General features: G+C 60.8%; 18 protein-coding genes. 1 reads left to right on the top strand and 17 read right to left on the bottom strand.

Annotation, left to right across the window (positions count from 1 at the left end; translation table 11 throughout):
• Window positions 1–32: 32 nt before the first annotated feature.
• Window positions 33–869 carry a MetQ/NlpA family lipoprotein gene (locus ASC97_RS06125; RefSeq protein WP_057467465.1) on the bottom strand — a complete coding sequence of 279 codons (837 nt, stop codon included), beginning with the start codon at window positions 867–869 and terminating at the stop codon, window positions 33–35.
• 230 nt (window positions 870–1,099) lie between these two features.
• Between ASC97_RS06125 and ASC97_RS06130 the strand changes: the two genes are divergently transcribed.
• Window positions 1,100–2,578: an FAD/NAD(P)-binding protein gene (locus tag ASC97_RS06130; RefSeq protein ID WP_082529887.1), complete on the top strand. Its 1,479-nt coding sequence runs from the start codon at window positions 1,100–1,102 to the stop codon at window positions 2,576–2,578.
• Here ASC97_RS06130 and ASC97_RS06135 read toward each other — a convergent pair.
• The 16 genes from ASC97_RS06135 to ASC97_RS06210 all read right to left on the bottom strand — a co-directional run bounded on the left by ASC97_RS06135 (window position 2,575) and on the right by ASC97_RS06210 (window position 19,141).
• Entirely contained in the window at window positions 2,575–3,291 is a 717-nt protein-coding gene (locus ASC97_RS06135) for an ABC transporter ATP-binding protein (RefSeq protein ID WP_057467466.1), read from the bottom strand. The genes ASC97_RS06130 and ASC97_RS06135 overlap by 4 nt on opposite strands.
• Entirely contained in the window at window positions 3,288–4,112 is an 825-nt protein-coding gene (locus ASC97_RS06140; protein WP_057467467.1) for an ATP-binding cassette domain-containing protein, read from the bottom strand. The genes ASC97_RS06135 and ASC97_RS06140 overlap by 4 nt, the downstream gene beginning before the upstream one ends.
• Entirely contained in the window at window positions 4,105–4,962 is an 858-nt protein-coding gene (locus tag ASC97_RS06145) for an ABC transporter permease (RefSeq protein WP_057467468.1), read from the bottom strand. Before ASC97_RS06145 ends, ASC97_RS06140 begins: the two co-directional genes overlap by 8 nt.
• The gene (locus ASC97_RS06150; protein WP_082529888.1) at window positions 4,959–6,041 is read right to left on the bottom strand and encodes an ABC transporter permease; all 1,083 of its coding nucleotides are present in this window, start codon (window positions 6,039–6,041) and stop codon (window positions 4,959–4,961) included. Before ASC97_RS06150 ends, ASC97_RS06145 begins: the two co-directional genes overlap by 4 nt.
• Complete coding sequence (locus ASC97_RS06155; protein WP_057467470.1) at window positions 6,042–7,628, bottom strand: ABC transporter substrate-binding protein; 1,587 nt, start codon at window positions 7,626–7,628, stop codon at window positions 6,042–6,044.
• 40 nt (window positions 7,629–7,668) lie between these two features.
• A complete protein-coding gene (locus tag ASC97_RS06160; protein ID WP_057467471.1) occupies window positions 7,669–8,196 on the bottom strand; it encodes a hypothetical protein in 528 nt (175 codons plus the stop codon).
• A 170-nt stretch (window positions 8,197–8,366) separates the two neighbouring features.
• The gene (locus tag ASC97_RS06165; RefSeq protein WP_057467472.1) at window positions 8,367–9,401 is read right to left on the bottom strand and encodes a GGDEF domain-containing protein; all 1,035 of its coding nucleotides are present in this window, start codon (window positions 9,399–9,401) and stop codon (window positions 8,367–8,369) included.
• Between the two features lie 184 nt (window positions 9,402–9,585).
• Window positions 9,586–9,840, bottom strand: coding sequence for a DUF2934 domain-containing protein (locus ASC97_RS06170; RefSeq protein WP_057467473.1), 255 nt, complete (start codon window positions 9,838–9,840; stop codon window positions 9,586–9,588).
• A gap of 121 nt (window positions 9,841–9,961) precedes the next feature.
• Window positions 9,962–11,059 carry a Gfo/Idh/MocA family protein gene (locus tag ASC97_RS06175; RefSeq protein ID WP_057467474.1) on the bottom strand — a complete coding sequence of 366 codons (1,098 nt, stop codon included), beginning with the start codon at window positions 11,057–11,059 and terminating at the stop codon, window positions 9,962–9,964.
• Window positions 11,060–11,069: 10 nt separating this feature from the next.
• The gene (locus tag ASC97_RS06180) at window positions 11,070–12,080 is read right to left on the bottom strand and encodes a Gfo/Idh/MocA family protein (protein ID WP_057467475.1); all 1,011 of its coding nucleotides are present in this window, start codon (window positions 12,078–12,080) and stop codon (window positions 11,070–11,072) included.
• 308 nt (window positions 12,081–12,388) lie between these two features.
• A complete protein-coding gene (locus tag ASC97_RS06185) occupies window positions 12,389–12,727 on the bottom strand; it encodes a DUF2147 domain-containing protein (protein WP_057467476.1) in 339 nt (112 codons plus the stop codon).
• A 231-nt stretch (window positions 12,728–12,958) separates the two neighbouring features.
• Window positions 12,959–14,962 (bottom strand): aldo/keto reductase, encoded by a 2,004-nt coding sequence (locus ASC97_RS06190; RefSeq protein WP_057467477.1) that lies wholly within the window; start codon window positions 14,960–14,962, stop codon window positions 12,959–12,961.
• A 44-nt stretch (window positions 14,963–15,006) separates the two neighbouring features.
• Entirely contained in the window at window positions 15,007–16,092 is a 1,086-nt protein-coding gene (locus tag ASC97_RS06195; RefSeq protein WP_057467478.1) for an ABC transporter ATP-binding protein, read from the bottom strand.
• A 14-nt stretch (window positions 16,093–16,106) separates the two neighbouring features.
• Window positions 16,107–16,943 (bottom strand): carbohydrate ABC transporter permease, encoded by an 837-nt coding sequence (locus ASC97_RS06200; protein ID WP_057467479.1) that lies wholly within the window; start codon window positions 16,941–16,943, stop codon window positions 16,107–16,109.
• A complete protein-coding gene (locus ASC97_RS06205) occupies window positions 16,940–17,800 on the bottom strand; it encodes a carbohydrate ABC transporter permease (protein ID WP_057467480.1) in 861 nt (286 codons plus the stop codon). The genes ASC97_RS06200 and ASC97_RS06205 overlap by 4 nt, the downstream gene beginning before the upstream one ends.
• A gap of 66 nt (window positions 17,801–17,866) precedes the next feature.
• On the bottom strand, window positions 17,867–19,141 hold the full coding sequence (locus ASC97_RS06210; RefSeq protein WP_057467481.1) for an ABC transporter substrate-binding protein: 1,275 nt from the start codon (window positions 19,139–19,141) through the stop codon (window positions 17,867–17,869).
• Between the last annotated feature and the right edge of the window lie 36 nt (window positions 19,142–19,177).

Raw genomic sequence — 19,177 nt, forward strand, 5'->3', positions numbered from 1 at the left:
CAACGCACCCAACCCCTAGGCGCGAATGTTGATCAGTAGGCGCTGACGCCGGTACCCTTATACACCTTGTCGAACTCGGCCTTAACCGTATCGTTCTGGTAGGACGAAACGAGCGTCTTCACCCACGCCTCGTTCTCGCTGCCCTGTTTGACCGCGATGAAATTGCGGTATGGATTGTCAGCGATCGGCTCCTGCGCGATGCGGTCGGAGGCGGAAAGTCCGCTCTTCAATGCCCAGTCGGTGTTGACGACGGCAGCATCCAGGTCGTCGATCGCCCGGCCGACGACGCCGGCGTCGAGTTCCTTGATCTCGATCTTCTTCGGATTTTCGACGATGTCCGTAACGGTGGCCAGGATGCCGGTGCCGTCCTTGAGCTTGATCAGGCCCTCGTTCTGCAGGACGCGCAGGGCACGGCCTTCGTTTGACGGGTCGTTCGGCACGCCGATGACGGCACCTTCCGGAACTTCTGAAATCGCCTTGTACTTCTTGGTGTAGAGGCCGATCGGCCAGACGCCGGTATAGCCGACGCGGACGATATGATAGCCGTGTTGCTGCACCTGATTGTCGAGATAAGGCTGATGCTGGAAGGCGTTGGCGTCGATTTCGCCGCGCTCGAGCGCTTCGTTCGGCTGTGTATAGTCGTTGAAGACAACCGTCTCGATCTTGAGACCGCTCTTCCCGGCCTCGGCGGCCACGACGCGCCAGACGTCTTCGTCCTCGCCGCTCATGATGCCGACCTTGATCGACTTGTCCTCGGCAAAGGAAGGAACTGGGGCGGCAAAAGTAACCAGAGCGGCGGCAGACGCGGCGATCGCTGCGAGGCTCGCGCGGCGCGTCAGGCTGAATTTGGCGGACGTCTTCTTGTTCATTGTGGTGTTTCCCGTCTTACATTGATGAGGTAGCCTCAAAACAATGAGATAATTTCAAAAACGGACACAAGAAACCAAGTACGCCGATCTCTATTGTGCTGCACTGCGGGAAAACTCTTCGGCGCCTGCGCAAATTGGGGGGATAAAATTCTACCTAATTTGTAGAATATTGCCGTTGCCGGTCCACCGACCGAACTTTAAATTACATCATGCGAGTCCGGTGCGGCAATATGCGCTCTGACTTAAATAATTCGACGGGACCGGAAACTGTGAACCACGACAACATCCCTTCCCGAACTGAAGCGAGCGTCGGCCGCCGCCGGCCCGTAGTTGCGATCATCGGCGGCGGCGTGTCTGGCGCCGGCGTGGCGTATCATTTGACACTTGCGTTGGGAGACAATTCGCCGGCGATCGTCGTTTTCGAGCCGCGCCCGGAAATCGGCCGAGGGCTCGCCTATGACACGGACGATCCGGCCCACCGGATCAACGTCCCTGCCGCCCGAATGAGCCTGTTGCCTGATCATCCGGAGGATTTTCTGGGTTGGATTGAGAGCAACGATGCCGTGGCGGACGATCCGGGCGCTCATCGCCCGGACGGGAACATTTTCCCGCAACGTCGTCTCTTCGGCGCATATGTTGCCGCCGCCTTGCAGCCTCTCGTGCGGAGCGGGGCGGTCAGGCACCGGCGGGCTCTGGTCACCGGCGTCAGGCGGGACGGTGCGTTCTGGCATATATACGACAGTCAGGGCGGCCAGACTTTCGCCGACCTCGTCGTCATCGCGACAAGTCATCCTGCCCCTTCGGCACCAGCCAATCTCGACGGACTCAAGGGCCATCCGCGATTTGTGCCGGACTCTGCCGTCGCCGGATCGCTCGACGCCATCCGACCGGACGACAGGCTTCTGATCGTCGGAAACGGGCTGACCGCGGCCGACATCGTAGCCTCATTGGCGCGGACGGGCCATCACGGGCCGATCACGTCCATCTCGCGGCGTGGCCTGCGATCAAGGGGCCACTCACCTTTTCCGCAGGAGCCGTTCGGCGATTTCGAAGCAGCGCCGGCGCACAGCGCGACCGCCCTTTTGCAGTTGGTCCGGCAGACGATCGCCAAGGCGGAGGCGGCCGGCCAGACCTGGCATGCGGTCATCGACCAGGTCCGGGGCCATGGCCATGCCATCTGGCAGAAGCTGCCTGTTGCCGAGAGGCGCCGGATCGTCCGGCATCTACGGCCGTTCTGGGACGTGCATCGCTTCCGCATTGCGCCGCAGGTGGAGGATGTACTCGAAGAAGCGATTGCTGCAGGCCGGATGGAGGTTCTTGCCGCATCCGTGGGCGATGCCAGTCGGAACGGCGAGGAGATTCAAGTCAGTCTGCGACGCCGTCATGCCTTGACGCTGGAGCGGGTTTACGACGCCGTTGTGGTGACCACAGGTCCGGCCCACGGCGGCATTCTCGACAGCCAGCCCTGGTTAAGGGACCTCCGCGATCGAGGGAACCTGCAGCTCGACGCGACCGGCCTCGGCATTGCCTGCAACGAGCAGTCGGAAGCCGTCGCCACGGATATGAACGCCGATGCGTCGCTTTTGATTTCGGGGCCGCTTGCACGCGGCACCTTCGGTGAGCTGATGGGATTGCCGCAGATCACCGAGCACGCCGCTTTCGTCGCCGGTGAACTCGCGGCGAAAATACTGGCCGACGCAGGGCGCTAATGGCTCTCCCAGCCCCCTGCGGCCAGTGCGGCACGATCGAGCACACGGTCGACGTGGCCTGCCTGCATGGTAACGGCATTGTCGCACATGTGCGCGACGACTCCCGGGTCGTGACTGACCAGCACGAAGGTCATGCCATGCGACTGCTTGAGATCGTTGAGGAGGTTCAGAATTTCTGCCTGCACTGACACGTCGAGCGCCGATGTCGGCTCGTCGAGCAATAAAAGCTTCGGCTTCAGCAGCAGCGCGCGGGCAATCGCCACGCGCTGGCGCTGACCGCCGGACAGCTGGTGCGGATAACGGCCAGCCACAGATGCGGGAAGCCCCACCTGGTCGAGTGCCGTGAGGACCTCGGTCTCGACATCGGGGTGCCTCCTGATGGTCAGCGGTTCGCCGAGAATATGGCGAATGCGATGGCGTGGGTGCAAGGAGGAATAGGGGTCCTGGAACACCATCTGAATATTGCTGCGCAACGCGCCGGCAATCTTCCTGCCGGGTTGCAGCGCTTCGCCGAAAACTTGGATCGAACCGTCCCATTGCGTATTGAGGCCAGCAATGGCGCGCAGCACTGTCGTCTTGCCGCAACCGGATGGTCCGATCAGCCCAAAGGTCTGCCCCTCCTCGACCACGAAGCTGACGTCGCCAACAGCGGCAAATCCCTTGCCCTTTCCATGGAACGTTACGGAGAGATTGTCGATTTCGAGCGCCTTCATCGGCCACCCTCATAGACCGGCAAGCGGGTGCCATAGGTCGCAGCCGAGGGGCGTGCGGCCCAAAGCGCCCGGGTATAGGCAGACCCCGCATTAGCGAGATCGGCAGATGCCATCTCTTCCTCGATCCGGCCCTGCCGCATGACCAGAACCCGGTCGGCGTAGCGCGAGACCTGCTGCAGGTCATGACTGATGAGGAGCAAGCCCATGCCGAGTTCTTCCGTCAGCGATCGAAGCAGGGTCAGGATCTGATCCTGAAGGCCGCGATCGAGTGCCGATGTCGGTTCGTCGGCGATCAGGAGTTTCGGCCGGCTGACCAGCATCGCGGCGATCATTGCCCGTTGGCCCATGCCGCCCGAAAGGGCTGCGGGGTAGCTGGAATAGACACGTTCGGGGTCTGGCAGACCGACCTTGGAAAGCATCTCGAGCGCCTGCTCCCGGCGTTCGGCCGCGGAGATCTTCTCGTGTAGCAACAGGGCTTCCTCGACCTGTCGTCCGATCTTGTGGGCCGGGTTGAGGGAGTATTTCGGGTCCTGCAGTACGAGACCGATCCCGCGGCCCCTGAGCCGGTTCCAGGCTGAAGGGGAAAGCGCGGTCAGCTCCTGCCCGTCAAACGCCATTCGCAGGGCCTCGATCCTTGCTCCGCGCGGCAGCAGCCCCATGACTGCCCGTCCGGTCATCGACTTGCCCGAACCGGATTCCCCGACCAGCGCCACGACCTCACGCCCGACGTCGAACGATACGTCGTCGACGACACTGACCGGCCCTCCCTCGGACGGAAAGGAAATTCGGAGGTTCTCGATCGTCAGCAGCGGCTCAGCCATGTCGCGGATCCAGAATGTCGCGCAAACCGTCGGCGAGCAGGTTGAAGGCGAGCGAAGTGATGAGAATGGCAAGGCCAGGCGTCGCCGCGATCCACCACTGGTCGAAGATGACCTGCGTGCCGTCAGACACCATCGAACCCCATTCCGCCGTCGGCGGTCGAACGCCCAGTCCGAGGAAGCCGAGGCCAGCGGCGGCAAGGATGATGCCGGACAGATCGAGTGCAAGCCTGACAACGGCCGACGGCAGGATCAATGGCAGGATATGCCCCCAGAGAAGGCGGATGCCCTTGATGCCGACCATTTCGGCCGCGGCCAGATAATCGCTGCGGCGAAGGGCGGCCGTTTCGACACGGGCCTGGCGGGCGTAGGCGGGCCAGCTGGTCAGGGCCAGAGCCAGCGCTCCATTGATCAGGCCGGGCCCCATGATCGCAACGAAGGCGAAGGCCAGCAGCAGACGTGGAAAGGACATGACAATGTCGGTGAGGCGCATCAGCACCCGCTCGGTCACCCCCCCGAAGAAGCCGGCGAGGATGCCGACCGTTATGCCAAGCGGTGCCATCAGGAGCACCACGATCAGCACCAACAGAAGCGTCGGGCGGGCCCCGTAGATCAGGCGCGAAAGGATATCGCGACCGAAGGCGTCGGTGCCAAGCCAATGGGCAGCCGTTGGCGGCATGAGGCGGCTCGCAGTCTCCTGTAGCGTCGGATCGTACGGCGCAATCACCGGCGCCAGGAGAGCCGCGAACAGTATGACCAGAACGACGACAGCCCCTGTCGCAGCGGATGGTGAGCGAAGCAGCCGCTTCAAAAAAGAGGGACCGGTGACCGGTGTTTGCACAATCGCGGTCATCTCTGTCTCCCGGCCTGGATGTTGGAGACTGCAAGGTCCGTCACCGCGTTCAGTAGCACGAAGGATGAGCCGACGACCAGGGTTGCGCCGAGAATTGCCGGCATGTCGCCGGCAAACATCGCCGTCGTCAGATAGCGTCCGATGCCCGGCCAGGCAAAGACCGTCTCGGTCAGCACCGCGCCTTCGAGCAGGCTTGCGTATGCGAGTGCGATAACGGTGAGCAGCGTGCCCGAGACGTTCGGCAGGATGTGGACGAAGACGATGCGTCGGATGCCGGCGCCCTTGGCACGTGCCGTCGTCACATACTCCTGGCCAAGCTCGGTGAGGATAGCGGCGCGCGTCAAACGTGAGATCGAGGCAAGCGCATGGAACGCAAGCACCGTTGCCGGCAAGGCGAGGTGGGCAAGCGCATCCCTGAAGGCGCCTGTCTTGCCTGACATCCATGTGTCGATCAAGGCGAAGCCGGTGACCGGCTTGACCGTATACTGAAACACCACGTCCGCCCTTCCCGGTCCCGGCGCCCAGTGCAGGCGCGCATAAAAGAACAGCAGCATCAGAAGGCCGAGCCAGAAGATCGGCACGGAATAGCCGATGAGAGAGACGAAGCGGGCGAGCGTATCGACCCATGTTCCCTGGCGCATCGCGGCCGCGATCCCGAGCGCCAGCCCGAGTACGGCGCCGATGATGATGGCGGCCGTTGCAAGTTCGATCGTGGCGGGGAAGGTGCGTGCGATGTCGCGCGCGACCGGCTGCCCCGTCGAGATCGACTGGCCGAAATTGCCGGAGAGCGCCGTCTCGATATAGCGGAAAAACTGAACTGGGAGCGGCTGGTCCAGGCCGAGCAGTACCCGCGCGGCGTCGTAGGTCGACTGGCTGGCATGGTCGCCGACGAGCTGCAGGGCCGGGTCGATCGGCGACAGGCGCGTCATGGCAAAGGTGACAAGCGCAAGGCCCAGGAGTGTCAACGCGAAGGACCAGAGCCATTTGAATAGCGGCCAGACGAACGACAACTCCCGCCAGGCTTTCCTCTGGCGGGAGTCGTTTGTGTCGGCATCCGATGGTGTCGCCGCTTGCGGCACTTATTTTTCTACCTTGTCGTAATAGACCTGATCTGCATTCAGGCCCTGGGCATAATTCTTCACCTTGTCGCTTAGCACGACCTGATCGTTGCCTTGAAGCATAAAGACGAACGGCGAGCTAGCCTGGATTTTCTTCTGGAGGTCCTGATAGAGCGCAACGCGCTTTGCAGGGTCCTGTTCCTTGACCGCCGCGAGCGTCTCGTCGGTCAGCTCCGGAATCACCCAACCCGCGTACTTGGCAGCTGTGTTGGTGGAGTTGTCGCGGTTGATCGCAAAAGCGCTGGCGTTGGAGTGTGGGTCGAAATAGTCCGGGATCCAGTAGCGCAGCGTCATTTCGAACTTGCCGGAGCGCCCGCGAGCATAGATGTCGCTGGCGACACCCGGCTGAATGTCCAGCTCGATACCCGCCTTGGCGAAGGTCGACTGCAGCGACTGGGCGATCGACAGGAACGGCTGATCGTTGAAGACGATGAATTCGACCTTGAACGGCGTCTTGATGCCGGCGTCGGCGAGTATCTTCTTTGCCTTCTCGACGTCAAGCTTGAACGGCGTATCGGTCACGGCACCCGGGAAGCCGACGGGCAGGAAGGCCTGGTGGACGTTGCTCTGGCCGCGCAGGAGATCCTTGGCGATGCCGTTGTAGTCGACGAGATAGCGGGCCGCTTCCCAGAAAGCCGGTTTGCCCAGCGTCTCGTTCGCCTTGCTGTTGATCAGGATGTAGTCGCTGCGTGCAGACGGCACCGACAGCACCTTGATGCCGCTCTTGTCTTTCAGAGCATCGATCTGATCGGCGGCCAGGCCGCGGGCAATGTCGGCATCGCCCTGTTCGACGAGGAGGCGGCGGGAGCTGACATCGGGCACATTGCGGATGATGACGCTTTCGAGCTTCGGCTTGTCGGCTGAATTGGCGTTGGCCTGCAGCACCAGCGCCTCGTGCGGCGTGTAGGTGGCGATCGTGAACGCGCCGCTGCCGGCCGAATTGGTCTTCAGCCAGGCGTTGCCGAAATCGTTGTCCTTTGCTTCGGCTGCGACCGTTTGTTCGTCGACGATCGAGGCAATCGGCGCTGTCAAAAGCGAGAGTGCAAAGCCGGCGCCGACGTCAGCGCTCCAGGTGAGCCTGACGTGCTTGTCGTCCACCTTGGTCACGGCGCCATCGACATTGTCGGCGGTCCAGCCGAGCTCGTTCAGGATGAAAGCCGGCGATTTGTTGAGCTTTACGGCGCGTGTCAGCGAAAACACGACGTCTTCCGGGCGAACCGGGTTGCCGGACGAAAACTTGGCGTCGGCCAGCGCGAACGTCAGGCTCTTGCCGTCGCTGCCGGGCTCCCAGGACGCTGCAAGCGCGGGCTCGATCTTGGTACCGTCCTCGCGATTCGACTGAACGAGGCGCTGATAGAGGTTGTTGAACGATTGCACGGTCGTAAGCTCGAAGCCCTCTGCCGGGTCGAAGCTGACGGCGTCATCGATCGACTGGGCAACGACGAGAACGTTCGGCGGCGTTTCGGCATGGGCAAGGGTCGCGCCGAAAGCGAGCGCGAGCCCGAAGACGCTTGCGAGCAGTCGCGAACGGCTGGTGATGGTGGACATGTCAAACTCCCTGTGTGAGATTTTTTTGTTGGAATATGGGTCAGTCGGCGGTTTCGGCGAAGGCTTCGAGTTCAGGGTCGAAGTCGATCTCCACCACATTGTTGAAGACGGCGGTGGCGAGCATGATGCCGGCGAAGGCGACGAGGTCGACCAGGGTCTTTGAGTCGTAGCGGGCTTTCAGCGCTGTCCAGATATCGGTGTGGATCGCATTTGAGTCGGCGACGATCGCTTTGCCGAAGGCATCGAGGAGTGCTTCCTCGTCCGAGAGTTCCAGCGCATCGGGGTTGAAACCGGCATTTATCAGGGCGCGGCGGAAGAATGTCACCGCAATTTTCGATTTACTGGCCTTCGAAATGGCATGAGAGAAAATCCATATCGAACGGTCGTCGATAGACCCAAGCTCGGCACGCAGCGTGAACCATTCCGCATAGATACGGTGGGCCGTCGGGGAATGAAGCAGGGTCCGCTTCATATTGGTCATGCGGCCGCGGATCCTGACTTCCTCGTCATGCGCGCTCTTGATCTCTTGGGAGGCGGTCGCGTAGTCGATCTGTGGAATGTGGCTCATGATGCCTGCTCTTTGAACATGTGGCGAAACTATCCGGTGCCCAGGAAAATAGGCAGCCCGTCTTTGTCTACCTTTTTAGTGTTTTTTCGAAAAAATTTGCGCCTGACCTACGAGATCACAATGTTCTTTGCAATCCAGATATATCACGTCGGGACGATTGCTGCTGCCTGCTAGGCGGCATGAGTTTCCGCTGCAGGCGATGGGGCCGCAATGCGATAATGGTTCTTGCCGTCGGTTTTGGCAGAATAGAGCGCTTTGTCGGCAGCCGCAAAGACATCCTTAGGTGCCAGATGCCTGGCAGCAAAGGCGACACCGACAGAAGCGCCGATGCCGATGCGTTGCCCGTTGTAGCCAAATGAGCCGCCGAGGGATGTGACGATGATGTTGGCCACCCGTTCCACGTCCTCGTCGCTTGCGCAGAAATGCAAAACCGCGAACTCGTCTCCGCCGATTCGCGCGACGATCTCCGCGCGTTCGAGCGCCCTCAGCAGCCGACCGGCTGCTTCCCTGAGGCACTCGTCACCGGCCTGATGCCCCATGCTGTCGTTCACCAGCTTGAAACCGTCGAGATCGACGAGGAAAAGCGCGACGGCACCCGCGGGAGCGTCGGAGCTGCAGAGAGCCTCGAACTTCGATTGAAACTGCACGCGGTTGGGAAGGTCGGTCAGCACGTCAAATTCGGCCAGATGCCGGATTTCATCGAACATCGTTTTCTCGGCCGTGATGTCCTGCTTCATCCCGAATATGCGGACCGGCACATCGTGCTCGCATTCGACCGTGGCCGTGATCCGTATCCATCGGCGGTTACCCTTGGCAGTGACGATCTCGGCGTCGAGGCTGAACCCCTCGTGCTTCTCGATCGCCAGCTTCCGGAGTTTCGTCAGTTCGGCGAGCGATTTCTCGGAGTAGAGCCCTACGATTTCGTTGCGCCGCAATGGGTAGCCCGGCGGAAGGTCGAAGAGTTCATAGACCATGTCGGTCCAGGTCAGGCGCTCATCGGGAAGACTGCATTCCCACACGCCGATGCGGGCTGCTTTGGAGGACCTGTCAAACAGCTTCTTGAGATGAGCGAGCTCAACCAAAGCCTCCGGTGCGAAAGCTTTGTGTCTTCGGCTGTCGAGGTCCCCATCATCGGGACGCCGGGAGAAGTTGTTCCATTGACGTCCAACCTGTGACGTGAGTTCATGAACAATCGCCGAAAGCATTTATGGTTCCTGCAGCTGCAAAAAGGGGCGTTCATGCCACCGTTGCTCGATGCTGGACGCGAAAGGTTGACGTTCTACCTTCGAAGCCGGTCTTCCCCTGATTTTTCGGGAAAACTAATCGCAATGGCTAAATACGCGTTAAGGCGGACCGCCTGCCGTTTGCATTGCTGTTCGACAACGCAACTTAGCGTGCTATCGAGCGCTTCGACGGCTCCCGGACCGGCGTTGCGTCGGTCTCCGTTTCGCGCATCAGCCTTCCCATTGCCCTCAGGCGCTCGATCATGTCGCGGCCGTCCAGCGACGCTTTCGTTAGTTCGAGCAGCTGGTGTTCTCGCGCTGCCTGCTGCCAGTGATCTTCACCGCGGCCCTCCGGCCGGCCTTCGGCTTCCCAAAGCGCGTAAGCGCGCTGACTGATCCAATCGTCCTTGCTTAAAAACATGCATGGCCTCGAACAACGGCGGAATGAAAATCGATGCATGGAGGCTCGCAAATCGAGCTTAGGAAGTCGTTACACTGAAAGGCTTTTTATTCTGAAAGTCATGGACCCGACCGCGAGCATTTTACACGCCGGCAGCGAACGACCTCCGGTCCTCCGGAAGCCAGGACCGATAGAGTGGATGGTCCGAGAGAATCGGCAAGGGGGTGGGAACTCCGGTGCGTTGCGAGTGGTAGGCCGCCGTGACGAGTTCCAGCGAATTGCGGGCGTCCTCAAGCGTCACGGGAGGCTCATCGCCACGCATCAATGCCTGGTGGAATAGCTCGAATTGGCGCGTATAGCCGTCTTCCTTGTACACATAACCTGCCAGCGCCTCGTCGATACGGGTCTGGTGCTGCTTGTCGCCGGCAACAAAAGTCCACGGGTCGCGCCCCATTGTATAGGGCTCGACGATACTCTCGACGACGAGATCGCTGAAGCAGAAGCGTAGGCGCGAGATCTCCTCGCGCGAGCCGAGCGTCATCGACAGGCTGGCAAGCGAACCGTTCTTCATTTTCACCGAAAGGGCGGCTGTATCCTCGACCTCGATCGGGTTCACCAGCGTCGCGCCATAGGAGAAGACCTCGGCACAGCCGCCATGCACGTAGTTCAGCATGTCATGAGCGTGGATCGCGTGGCCGAGCAGGCCACCGCCCAGTTCGGTTTCCCATTTGCCACGCCATGGCACCGCATAATAATCCGGTCCGCGCCACCAGTGCGTCTCGATGGTCGTCAGAAACGGGCTCCCGGTGAGACCAAGTTCGATGAGCATCTTCAGCTTCTGCACGCCCGAGCCATAGCGATATTGAAAGATCGGCATCAACGTCAGCCCTTCGGCGCGCGCGACGAACCGGCTCATCTCGTCTACCTCGGCGATGGAGCCGAACAGCGGCTTTTCGCAGATCACGTGCTTGCCTGCATCGATCGCCCTGCGGCAGATCTCGAAATGCGAACTCGGTGGCGTGCAGATGTCGACCACGTCGATGTCGGCGCGCCGGATCAGCGTTTCCACATCCTGCGTATAGTCCGGAATGGTGAACTCCTCGCACAGGGCCTTGCCGCGCTCTTCGTCGAGCGAGCAGAGAACAGGGACCTCGAACAGCTCCCTGTTCCAGGCAAAGCCTGTCAGATGGCGGGATGCAATGCCCGCTCCGACGACACCGACGCGGAGTTTCTTCGTCATTCCAGGGTCCTCACTTGGCACCAAGCCTTACGGCCTTGGCCTGCGCCTCCAACGAAAGCCGGCAGACCTCGTAGACATGCTCGTGGGTCATTGCTGTCTGCGTGCGGTCACGCGCATCGGCGGTAAAGGCATCGAAGTAGTCCAGCTTTTCGTCGCTGCAATCGATGTGGGTCGTCTCCTCGCCGTTGACGAGGAAGAGATGATCCTTGCCCGGACGACCGGATATATCGATGTACTTGCGCAATTCGATATAGCCTTTCGTGCCGAGAATGGTCAGGCGCCCATCGCCCCAGGTAGGCAGCGCGTCCGGGGTGAACCAGTCGACGCGGACATAGCCGGATGAATTTTCGGACCGCAGGAGTAGCTCGCCGAAATCCTGAAAGGCTGGCCTCTCCGGCATGGCGAAGTTACCGACCGAACTTGCAACCACCTCCCCGCTCGTGGAGCCGGTGTAGAAGAGAAACTGGTCGACCTGATGCGAGGCGATATCGACGATGATGCCGCCGAATTTCTCCGGATCGAAAAACCATTCGGGCCGCGTCGGCAGTTGCAGGCGGTGCGGCCCCATCCCGATCGTCTGGATTACCGTGCCGATCGCGCCGTCCTTGACCAGCTTGCCCGCCTTGACGGCGGAACGCACGCAGTGACGTTCGGAAAAGCAGATCGAGAAGATGCGGCCGGTCTCAGACACTGTCCTCTTTATTTTTTCCAACTGCGCGAAGGTGGTCACCCCCGGCTTGTCGGTCATCACGTCCTTGCCGGCGCGCATCGCGCGGATGGCGAGGTCGGCCCGATCGCAGGGGATAGCAGCGATGCAAATCACATCGATCGAAGGGTCGGCAAATAGCGCCTCCCGGTCGATCTGCGGCGTATCCGGATAGGTCCGCCGGACGGTCTCAAGCAGCGCGGGTACCGAGGTCCGTGGGCAATAGCCGACAAACTCTCCACCTGCCGCAACCAGACCCTTCACATGATCGAGGGTATGCCCATGATCGATCCCGACGACTGCAAATCTCAGCATGACAACATTGTCCTCCCTGGAAATTCCTAGCGACAAACCAGACAGCGAAAGCGGAGACCTGTCAAGGCCACCGCCCCCGCAGAATTCCCACAATACCATCCTAATACGCTGATATTATTGGATAACATTTTGTATCTAAATAGTTATTTACCGATCGATCCATCAGTGCAGTCCGGCCCGTTTATTGGGCTCTCCCGAGTTCGGCATAGGGCAACAAGTTTTCCGGAATCGTCGTGATCAAGGGGAACGTCGCGGGGGCCCGGTGTTACGGTCTGGCCGGTCGCTGCCCCACGTATTGCCGTCCCCGGCTATAGTCGCTTCCAGATCAGCGAAACGCAGAACACCTTCATCGTGCAACCCTTCATCCGAACGGTGTTTCCCGAGACCGTCAGGACGCCGTCGAATGTCTTTTTGCTCTCGGGTTCCACGATGGTACCGGTAAAATTCCCGTTCCTTCCCTGGAACGAGCCGATCTGCTTGCCTGCGTGATTTCCGGTCTTCATCGTGATGCAGTAGCCTTGGCTGCACTGATCAATCACTGCGGTGGTTCCCACCTGTGTCTTCCAGGTGCCGATGACCGGCTCTTGAGCCCAGCCAACAGTTGTGCTCAGCGCCATTAGCGCTGCCACAGACGTCAGTCGTTGCATGGTTCGCTTCCCCTCGTTGTTGAGGTTCGGGGCGAAGGCCGCCGGTACGACCTGAAGGCGGCAACCATACCCCTCAAACGCGCTCGGTTCCAGAGCGACTTGTCCATCGCCGGGCCATGAGTGAACAACGAAGCGGCACGGCCCCCAAAACGGGCCGACCGGAATCCGCGACCTACGAATCCTGGTCGGCCCCGCTTCACGTCTCAAACACGTCTCAGGCCATAGTCGGTGTTATGCTTCCAGCCACTTCACCTGCTCCGGCGTCAGCTTGATGTCGAGCGCCGAGAGACTGTCTTCGAGCTCGGCGATCGTGCGTGGCCCGATCAGCGGGATAACCGGGAACGGCTGGGCGATGACATAGGCGAGCGCGATGTGGATCGGGCTCCGTCCCAGCTTGCTGGCCAGTTCGATCGCCCGGTCCCGGCGTTCGAAGTTGCGGTCGGAATACCAGCAACGCACGATCTCCTCGTCATCGAGCTTGTCGCGTCCGGCACGGTCGGTGAAGAAGCCTCGGCCCTGGCTGGACCAGGCGAAGTTCGGGACCTGCCTGGCGTTCAGCCACGTCTTCCACTCGTCGTCGGAAGATGTCACGCATCCTGCCCAGATCGGATCCAGCATCTCGGCCAGCGAGAAGTTGTTGGAAAGAGCCGCCGGCGCGACCTTGCCGTTCTTCGCCGCATAGGTTGCCGCCTCGTCCATCCGCTCACGCGTCCAGTTGGAGCCCCCGAAAATGCCGCGGATCCGCCCCCGCTTCACTTCCGCGTCCATCGCGTCGACGAACTCGCCGACCGGTATGTCGGTGTTGTCCCGGTGCATGAAGTAGATGTCGACGTAATCGGTCTTCAGCCGGTTCAGCGATTGATCGAGCTGCTTGGCAATCACATCCGGATAGCAGAGCGGCGAATGCGCACCCTTGCCGATCAGAACGATGTCGTCCCGCGGCACATTGCGGCTGGTGTGCCAGTCGCCGAAAATGCTCTCCGTCTTACCGCCGCCGTACACGAAACCGGTGTCGAAGACGTTGCCGCCGGCTTCATAGAAGGCATCGAGGGTCAGCGATGCCGCCGCGAAGTTCGGGAAGAACTCGAAGCCGAGAGTGACGACCGACGCCGGTTTGGAAATGCCGGGAATCTGGCGCTGCGGGATGCTGTTGCCGCGGCGGACAGTACCGCCGGCAAGATTGGTCGTGCGCTTTTCGGCCTTCTCGACACTGTATTCCAGGCCGATCGAAGCGCGCCATTGGTCGAGGACGCGCAGGTTTCCGAGGGAATCCGCCCAACCCATGCCGGGCGCCGCGAACTCCTTCTCGCCGGCGCGGATCGCATCGCCGGCGGCATCGACCTCGAAGGAATAGAGCCAACGCCCCTCCTTGACCTCGATCGTCTGCTGTTCGTTGCCCTTGAAGATCTCGATCTTGCCGACACCGCCCTTGTGGCCGGAAGCAAACCAGAAATCCTTGACCTCGATGCGTCCGTCCGATCCGATGATCCGCAGCGTGTTGTCCTGGTTTGCCATGATCGAGCAGGACACTTCGGCAATGATGCCGTTCGGGAACTTCAGGACGGCAGAGGCCCATTCGTCAACGCCGGACTGGCCGAGGTGGCCGACGCCCGCCACCTTTTCCGGCTCCAGGAACGGCTTGCCGTCTGCGGCACCGGCGATCAGGCGCGCCATCGAGACCGGGTAGCCGCCGACATCGAGAATACCGCCGCCGGCGGCCTCGTTGGCGAAGAGACGATGCTCCGGCTTGAAGCCTCCCATGTTGAAGCCGAAACTGGAGCGGATGATGCGGACGGTTCCGATAGCGCCGCTCTTTACGAGTTCAACGATCTTGGCCGTCTGCGGATGGACCCGGTACATGAAGGCTTCACCGGCAAAGACGCCCGCCTTCTTGGCTTCGTGATAGATGACATCGGCGTCATAGGCAGAAAGTGCGATCGGCTTTTCGACGAGCACGTGTTTGCCGGCGCGGATTGCCTTGATTGCCCATTCGGCATGGCCGGTGTGCGGGGTGGAGATATAGACGGCGTCGATCTCGCTGTCCTTCAGAAGCGCTTCGTAGCCGTTGACGATGCGGGCTCCGGGGAAGTTGTCGCCAAGGCCGGGCTTGTCGGGATTGCGCGTCGCGATGGCCGCGAGCTTGCCGGTGCGCGAATGGGCGATGCCGTCCGCGAAGGTACGCGCGATGGTGCCTGGACCGATGATACCCCAGCGAATCGGTTGATCTGAGCTCATGGAAAATTCCTCTTTCAGTGCTTGGTCTTGGGATGGAAATGCGATCAGCGCAGCCGCTTGCCGGCGCTGTCGAACAGGAAGATGCGTTTGGCGGAAAGGCCGACGGTCAGCTGGTCGCGGTTGCCTGCTGTGCGCGACTCAGGCCGTTCGATGATCAGCTGCTCGCCGCCTGCCGTCGTTGCATAGATGTAACTGGTGTTGCCGAGATGCTCGGCGACGTCGATGCTGACTGTCAGGTCCGCATCGCCTTTACCGGCGTCAGCAAAATGCTCCGGACGTATGCCCAGCGTCACTGGCATGCCTGTCTCGACCGGGCTTGTTACCGGCATGGCGAGGCGAACGCTTCGGTCGTCGACGAGAGCCAGCGTCGCGGTGGCCGCATTCGTGTCGATGACCTGGGCTTTGAGGAAATTCATCTTCGGAGACCCGACGAAACCCGCGACGAACTGATTGGCCGGGTCGTCATAGAGGTCGAGCGGGGCACCGATCTGCTCTATGTTCCCCGCCCTCAGCACCACGATCTTGTCGGCAAGCGTCATGGCCTCCGTCTGGTCGTGGGTGACGTAGATCATCGTCGTGCCCAGCTGTTTGTGCAGCCGGGAGATTTCGACGCGCATCTGCACGCGCAATTCCGCGTCCAGATTGGACAGGGGTTCATCGAACAGGAACACCTGTGGTTCGCGCACGATGGCGCGGCCGATGGCGACGCGCTGGCGCTGGCCGCCGGAGAGCTGCTTCGGTCGCCGCTGCATCAGCTCGTTGATCTGCAGGATGTTGGCGGCGTGCTTGACGCGCTTTTCGGTATCCTCCTTCGGATTACCGTTCATCCGAAGGCCGAAGCTCAGGTTCTGCTCGACCGTCATGTGCGGGTAAAGCGCATAGGACTGGAAGACCATGGCGATGCCGCGATCGGCCGGCTCGACATCGTTGACCACCTTGCCACCGATATTGATCTCTCCGCCGGAGGTTTCCTCAAGGCCAGCGATCATGCGCAGCAGCGTAGACTTGCCGCAACCGGACGGACCGACGAAGACGACGAACTCCCCGTCCTTTACGTCGAGGTTTGCGCCATGAATGATTTCCAGTGCGCCGAAGCGCTTGACGACGTTTTTCAGTGAAAGCTCAGACATCAGGTGTTTCCCGACTATTTGACTGCGCCGGCTGAAATGCCGGCAATGAAGTGACGCTGCAGGAACACGAAGACGACCAGGATCGGGGCCGTGAGCAGCAGTGCGCCTGCCATGATGCCGCCCCAGGAAACCTTGGTGAGGCCGAGCAGTGTTCCGAGCGCCACCGGTGCCGTCATCATTCCGGGCTTGGAGTTGATGAGCAGCGGCCAGAGATAGTTGTTCCAAGAGGCCAGGAAGAGAATGATCGCAAGGGCGGCCATCGTCGGCCGTGCCAGCGGCAAGGCGATACGCAGGAAGATTTGCCACTCCTTGACGCCCTCGACGCGGGCGGCGTCGAAAAGCTCGCCCGGCATCATCGAGAAGGCCTGGCGCATGAAAAGCACGCCGAGCGAGTTGAAAAGCGGCGGTACGATCAGGGCAATCCAGGTGTTGGCTAGTTTGAACTCGCGGGCGACCATGATGAACTGCGGAATGACGACGACCGCAAACGGCAGCGTGATCGTACCGAGGATGATTGCAATGACGATCGAGCGGCCGACGAAGCGATAGCGCGCCAGTGCCCAGCCAGCCATCGACGTCAGCAGAACCGAACAGAACGTGTAGATAGCCGCGACGCCGATCGAGATGATCATGGCGCCGACGAAATCCGTGTCCGCCTGAAGGTTCTTGAAGTTCTCGATGAGGTTGGTCGACGGCAAGAGAACGATGTTGGGGCTGAAGATGCCGTAATCGGGCATCGTCGCAAAGACGAACATCATCCACAGCGGAAAGAGCCAGATGATCGCCAGCGGCGTCAACGCGGCATGCAAGGCGATTTTACGGATCAGGAGGGACTGCGACTTGGATTTCATTTCTGTTCCCTCCCAACCCACAGGTTGAGCAGCGAGATTGCGATTGCAAGAGCCGCCATCGTGTAGGCGATCGCCGAGGCGTAGCCGAAGTTCAGCGACAGGAAGCCCTGGCGATAAAGGAGCAGGCCGAGCGTTTCCGTGCCGCCGCCGGGGCCGCCGCGATTGGTGATCAGGAAGGGTTCGGTAAAGAGCTGCATCGTGCCGATGACGGACAGGATCACGCAGAATAGGATGATGGGCTTCAACAGCGGCAGCGTGATGTGGATGAACTGCTGCGTCTTCGACACCTTGTCGAGTGTGGCGGCCTCGTAGACGTCCTCCGGAATGGATTGCAGCCCCGCCAGAATGATGATCGCGTTGTAACCGGCCCAGCGCCACGTCACAGCGAGAATAATGAGCGCCATGGCGGCATGGCTTTCCGCGAACCACGACACAGGCGCAATCCCGACCGTGCCGATCAGCTTGTTGATGATGCCGAAGTCCATATTGAACATCAGGCGGAAGACAGCCGCGTAGGCAACTTCACCGACCACGACCGGCGCAAAGAATGCGAAGCGGAAGATGGCGCGGGCCTTGAGCAGCGGCGAATTGAGCAGAACCGCCATGACCGTCGCAAGCGCGATCATCACCGGGACCTGGATCAACAGGATGAGGAGTGTGTTGTAGAGCGCGTTGTAGAATGCCGGGTCGCCGAACAGGCGCCCCCAATTTGCCTGAACGCTGAATTTCCAGGGATTGACGCGGGTGTTCTGGAACGAAATCAGGAACGAATTGATGATCGGCCACACCCAGAAAGTGGCGAAAACCAATAGATAGGGTGCAAGGAACGCGTAGGCGCTCCGGTTTCTGAGCGGCATGAGGCCTCCTCCTTACGAACGCACTGAGGGTGAAGGCCGGGCGCATGGCGCGCCCGGCACGATCACTCACTTTGCGATCGGGAGACCCGTTGCGGACGCGACTTGGTTGGCGGCGTCGTCAAGCGCAGCCTTCGCGTCAGGATAGCCGCCGGCGAGATACTTCGTTTGCGTTGCCTTGTAGATCGAGTCCGCGTCCGTCTGAAAGGCCGTGCCGCGGCTCGGAACGATCTTCGGCAGGGTCGACAGGATATCGGCCCAGACCTTCTGGTTACCCCAGTAAGGCAGCGGTTCGTTCACGAAAGGATCCTGCACCGCGCTCAGCAGCGACGGGACGAGACCGAAGGACTTCAGCATGCTGACCTGGCCCTCGTTGGTGCCGAGGGCATAGTTCACGTAGGTCCAGGCCGCTTCCTTGTTTGGCGAGTTGGCGGCGATCGCCAGCGACGATCCGCCAAGGTTGGCCGCATGCGGGCCGTCTGCCGTCAGGCTCGGCATCATGTAGACGCCCCACTTGCCCTTCTCGTCCGGAGAGGTCGAGCGCACGGTGCCTTCGTACCAGCCGCCATAGATCTGCGTCGCCACCTTGCCGGCGGTATTCGCCTGGATCTTCTCGTCCCAGTTGGCAGCCGTCAGCGTGCCGGCGTCCTTCATCTGCTTCACTTTTTCGAGCGTGGCGACACAGGCGGGCTGGTTGATCGTAATGTTCTGGCCATCTGACGAGAAGTAGCCGCAGCCCTGCTCGTTTGCGATCATCCGGAACCATTCGCTGTCGCCGTTCAAGTCGGCCTGCGACATGACTACGCCCGGATTGGCTTCGGAAATCTTCTTTCCGGCTGCGATAAAATCATCCCAGGTCTTGATGCTCGCCGGATCGACGCCAGCCTTCTCATAGAAATCGCGACGGTAGAATGCCGCAACAGGACCCGAATCCCATGGCATGGCGTAGGCGACGTCGCCGACTTCAAGTTCCGTGCGCTTGAAGTCGGGGAATTTCGCCTGGATGTCTGCCGTGTAGCCGAGTTCCTTCAGGTTAGCGAAGCAATCGGGGAACCGGCTCCAAAAGATCTCAGCTTCGAAGTTCTCCACGCTGACGATGTCAGGCAGACCTTCGCCGCCGGCAGCGCAGGCAGCCAGCATTTTGTCGAAGACCTGCTGATTTCCAAGGTCTTCCACCGTGATCTTGATGTCAGGATGCTGTTTGTTGAAGCCTTCGAGCGTCGACTTCAGCGCCGACGCCGCGACGTTCCAGCTCCAGATGGTGAGATTGGCTGGTTCCGCGTATGCAGAGCCAGATGCGAGCAACGCGACCGCAGCGGTCGCACCGATAAGTTTGAAGCGCATTGAAAATCCTCCCTTTTCAATTGCCGTCCATTAGCG

The organism is Rhizobium sp. Root1203, from assembly GCF_001424945.1.
In the GTDB taxonomy this organism is placed as follows: Bacteria; Pseudomonadota; Alphaproteobacteria; order Rhizobiales; family Rhizobiaceae; genus Rhizobium.

Excerpts from the sequence above, each read along its gene's own strand:
- ASC97_RS06125 (WP_057467465.1), bottom strand. The coding sequence starts at position 869 with ATGAACAAGAAGACGTCCGCCAAATTCAGCCTGACGCGCCGCGCGAGC.
- ASC97_RS06130 (WP_082529887.1), top strand. The coding sequence starts at position 1,100 with ATGCGCTCTGACTTAAATAATTCGACGGGACCGGAAACTGTGAACCAC.
- ASC97_RS06135 (WP_057467466.1), bottom strand. The coding sequence starts at position 3,291 with ATGAAGGCGCTCGAAATCGACAATCTCTCCGTAACGTTCCATGGAAAG.
- ASC97_RS06140 (WP_057467467.1), bottom strand. The coding sequence starts at position 4,112 with ATGGCTGAGCCGCTGCTGACGATCGAGAACCTCCGAATTTCCTTTCCG.
- ASC97_RS06145 (WP_057467468.1), bottom strand. The coding sequence starts at position 4,962 with ATGACCGCGATTGTGCAAACACCGGTCACCGGTCCCTCTTTTTTGAAG.
- ASC97_RS06155 (WP_057467470.1), bottom strand. The coding sequence starts at position 7,628 with ATGTCCACCATCACCAGCCGTTCGCGACTGCTCGCAAGCGTCTTCGGG.
- ASC97_RS06160 (WP_057467471.1), bottom strand. The coding sequence starts at position 8,196 with ATGAGCCACATTCCACAGATCGACTACGCGACCGCCTCCCAAGAGATC.
- ASC97_RS06165 (WP_057467472.1), bottom strand. The coding sequence starts at position 9,401 with ATGCTTTCGGCGATTGTTCATGAACTCACGTCACAGGTTGGACGTCAA.
- ASC97_RS06170 (WP_057467473.1), bottom strand. The coding sequence starts at position 9,840 with ATGTTTTTAAGCAAGGACGATTGGATCAGTCAGCGCGCTTACGCGCTT.
- ASC97_RS06175 (WP_057467474.1), bottom strand. The coding sequence starts at position 11,059 with ATGACGAAGAAACTCCGCGTCGGTGTCGTCGGAGCGGGCATTGCATCC.
- ASC97_RS06180 (WP_057467475.1), bottom strand. The coding sequence starts at position 12,080 with ATGCTGAGATTTGCAGTCGTCGGGATCGATCATGGGCATACCCTCGAT.
- ASC97_RS06185 (WP_057467476.1), bottom strand. The coding sequence starts at position 12,727 with ATGCAACGACTGACGTCTGTGGCAGCGCTAATGGCGCTGAGCACAACT.
- ASC97_RS06190 (WP_057467477.1), bottom strand. The coding sequence starts at position 14,962 with ATGAGCTCAGATCAACCGATTCGCTGGGGTATCATCGGTCCAGGCACC.
- ASC97_RS06195 (WP_057467478.1), bottom strand. The coding sequence starts at position 16,092 with ATGTCTGAGCTTTCACTGAAAAACGTCGTCAAGCGCTTCGGCGCACTG.
- ASC97_RS06200 (WP_057467479.1), bottom strand. The coding sequence starts at position 16,943 with ATGAAATCCAAGTCGCAGTCCCTCCTGATCCGTAAAATCGCCTTGCAT.
- ASC97_RS06205 (WP_057467480.1), bottom strand. The coding sequence starts at position 17,800 with ATGCCGCTCAGAAACCGGAGCGCCTACGCGTTCCTTGCACCCTATCTA.
- ASC97_RS06210 (WP_057467481.1), bottom strand. The coding sequence starts at position 19,141 with ATGCGCTTCAAACTTATCGGTGCGACCGCTGCGGTCGCGTTGCTCGCA.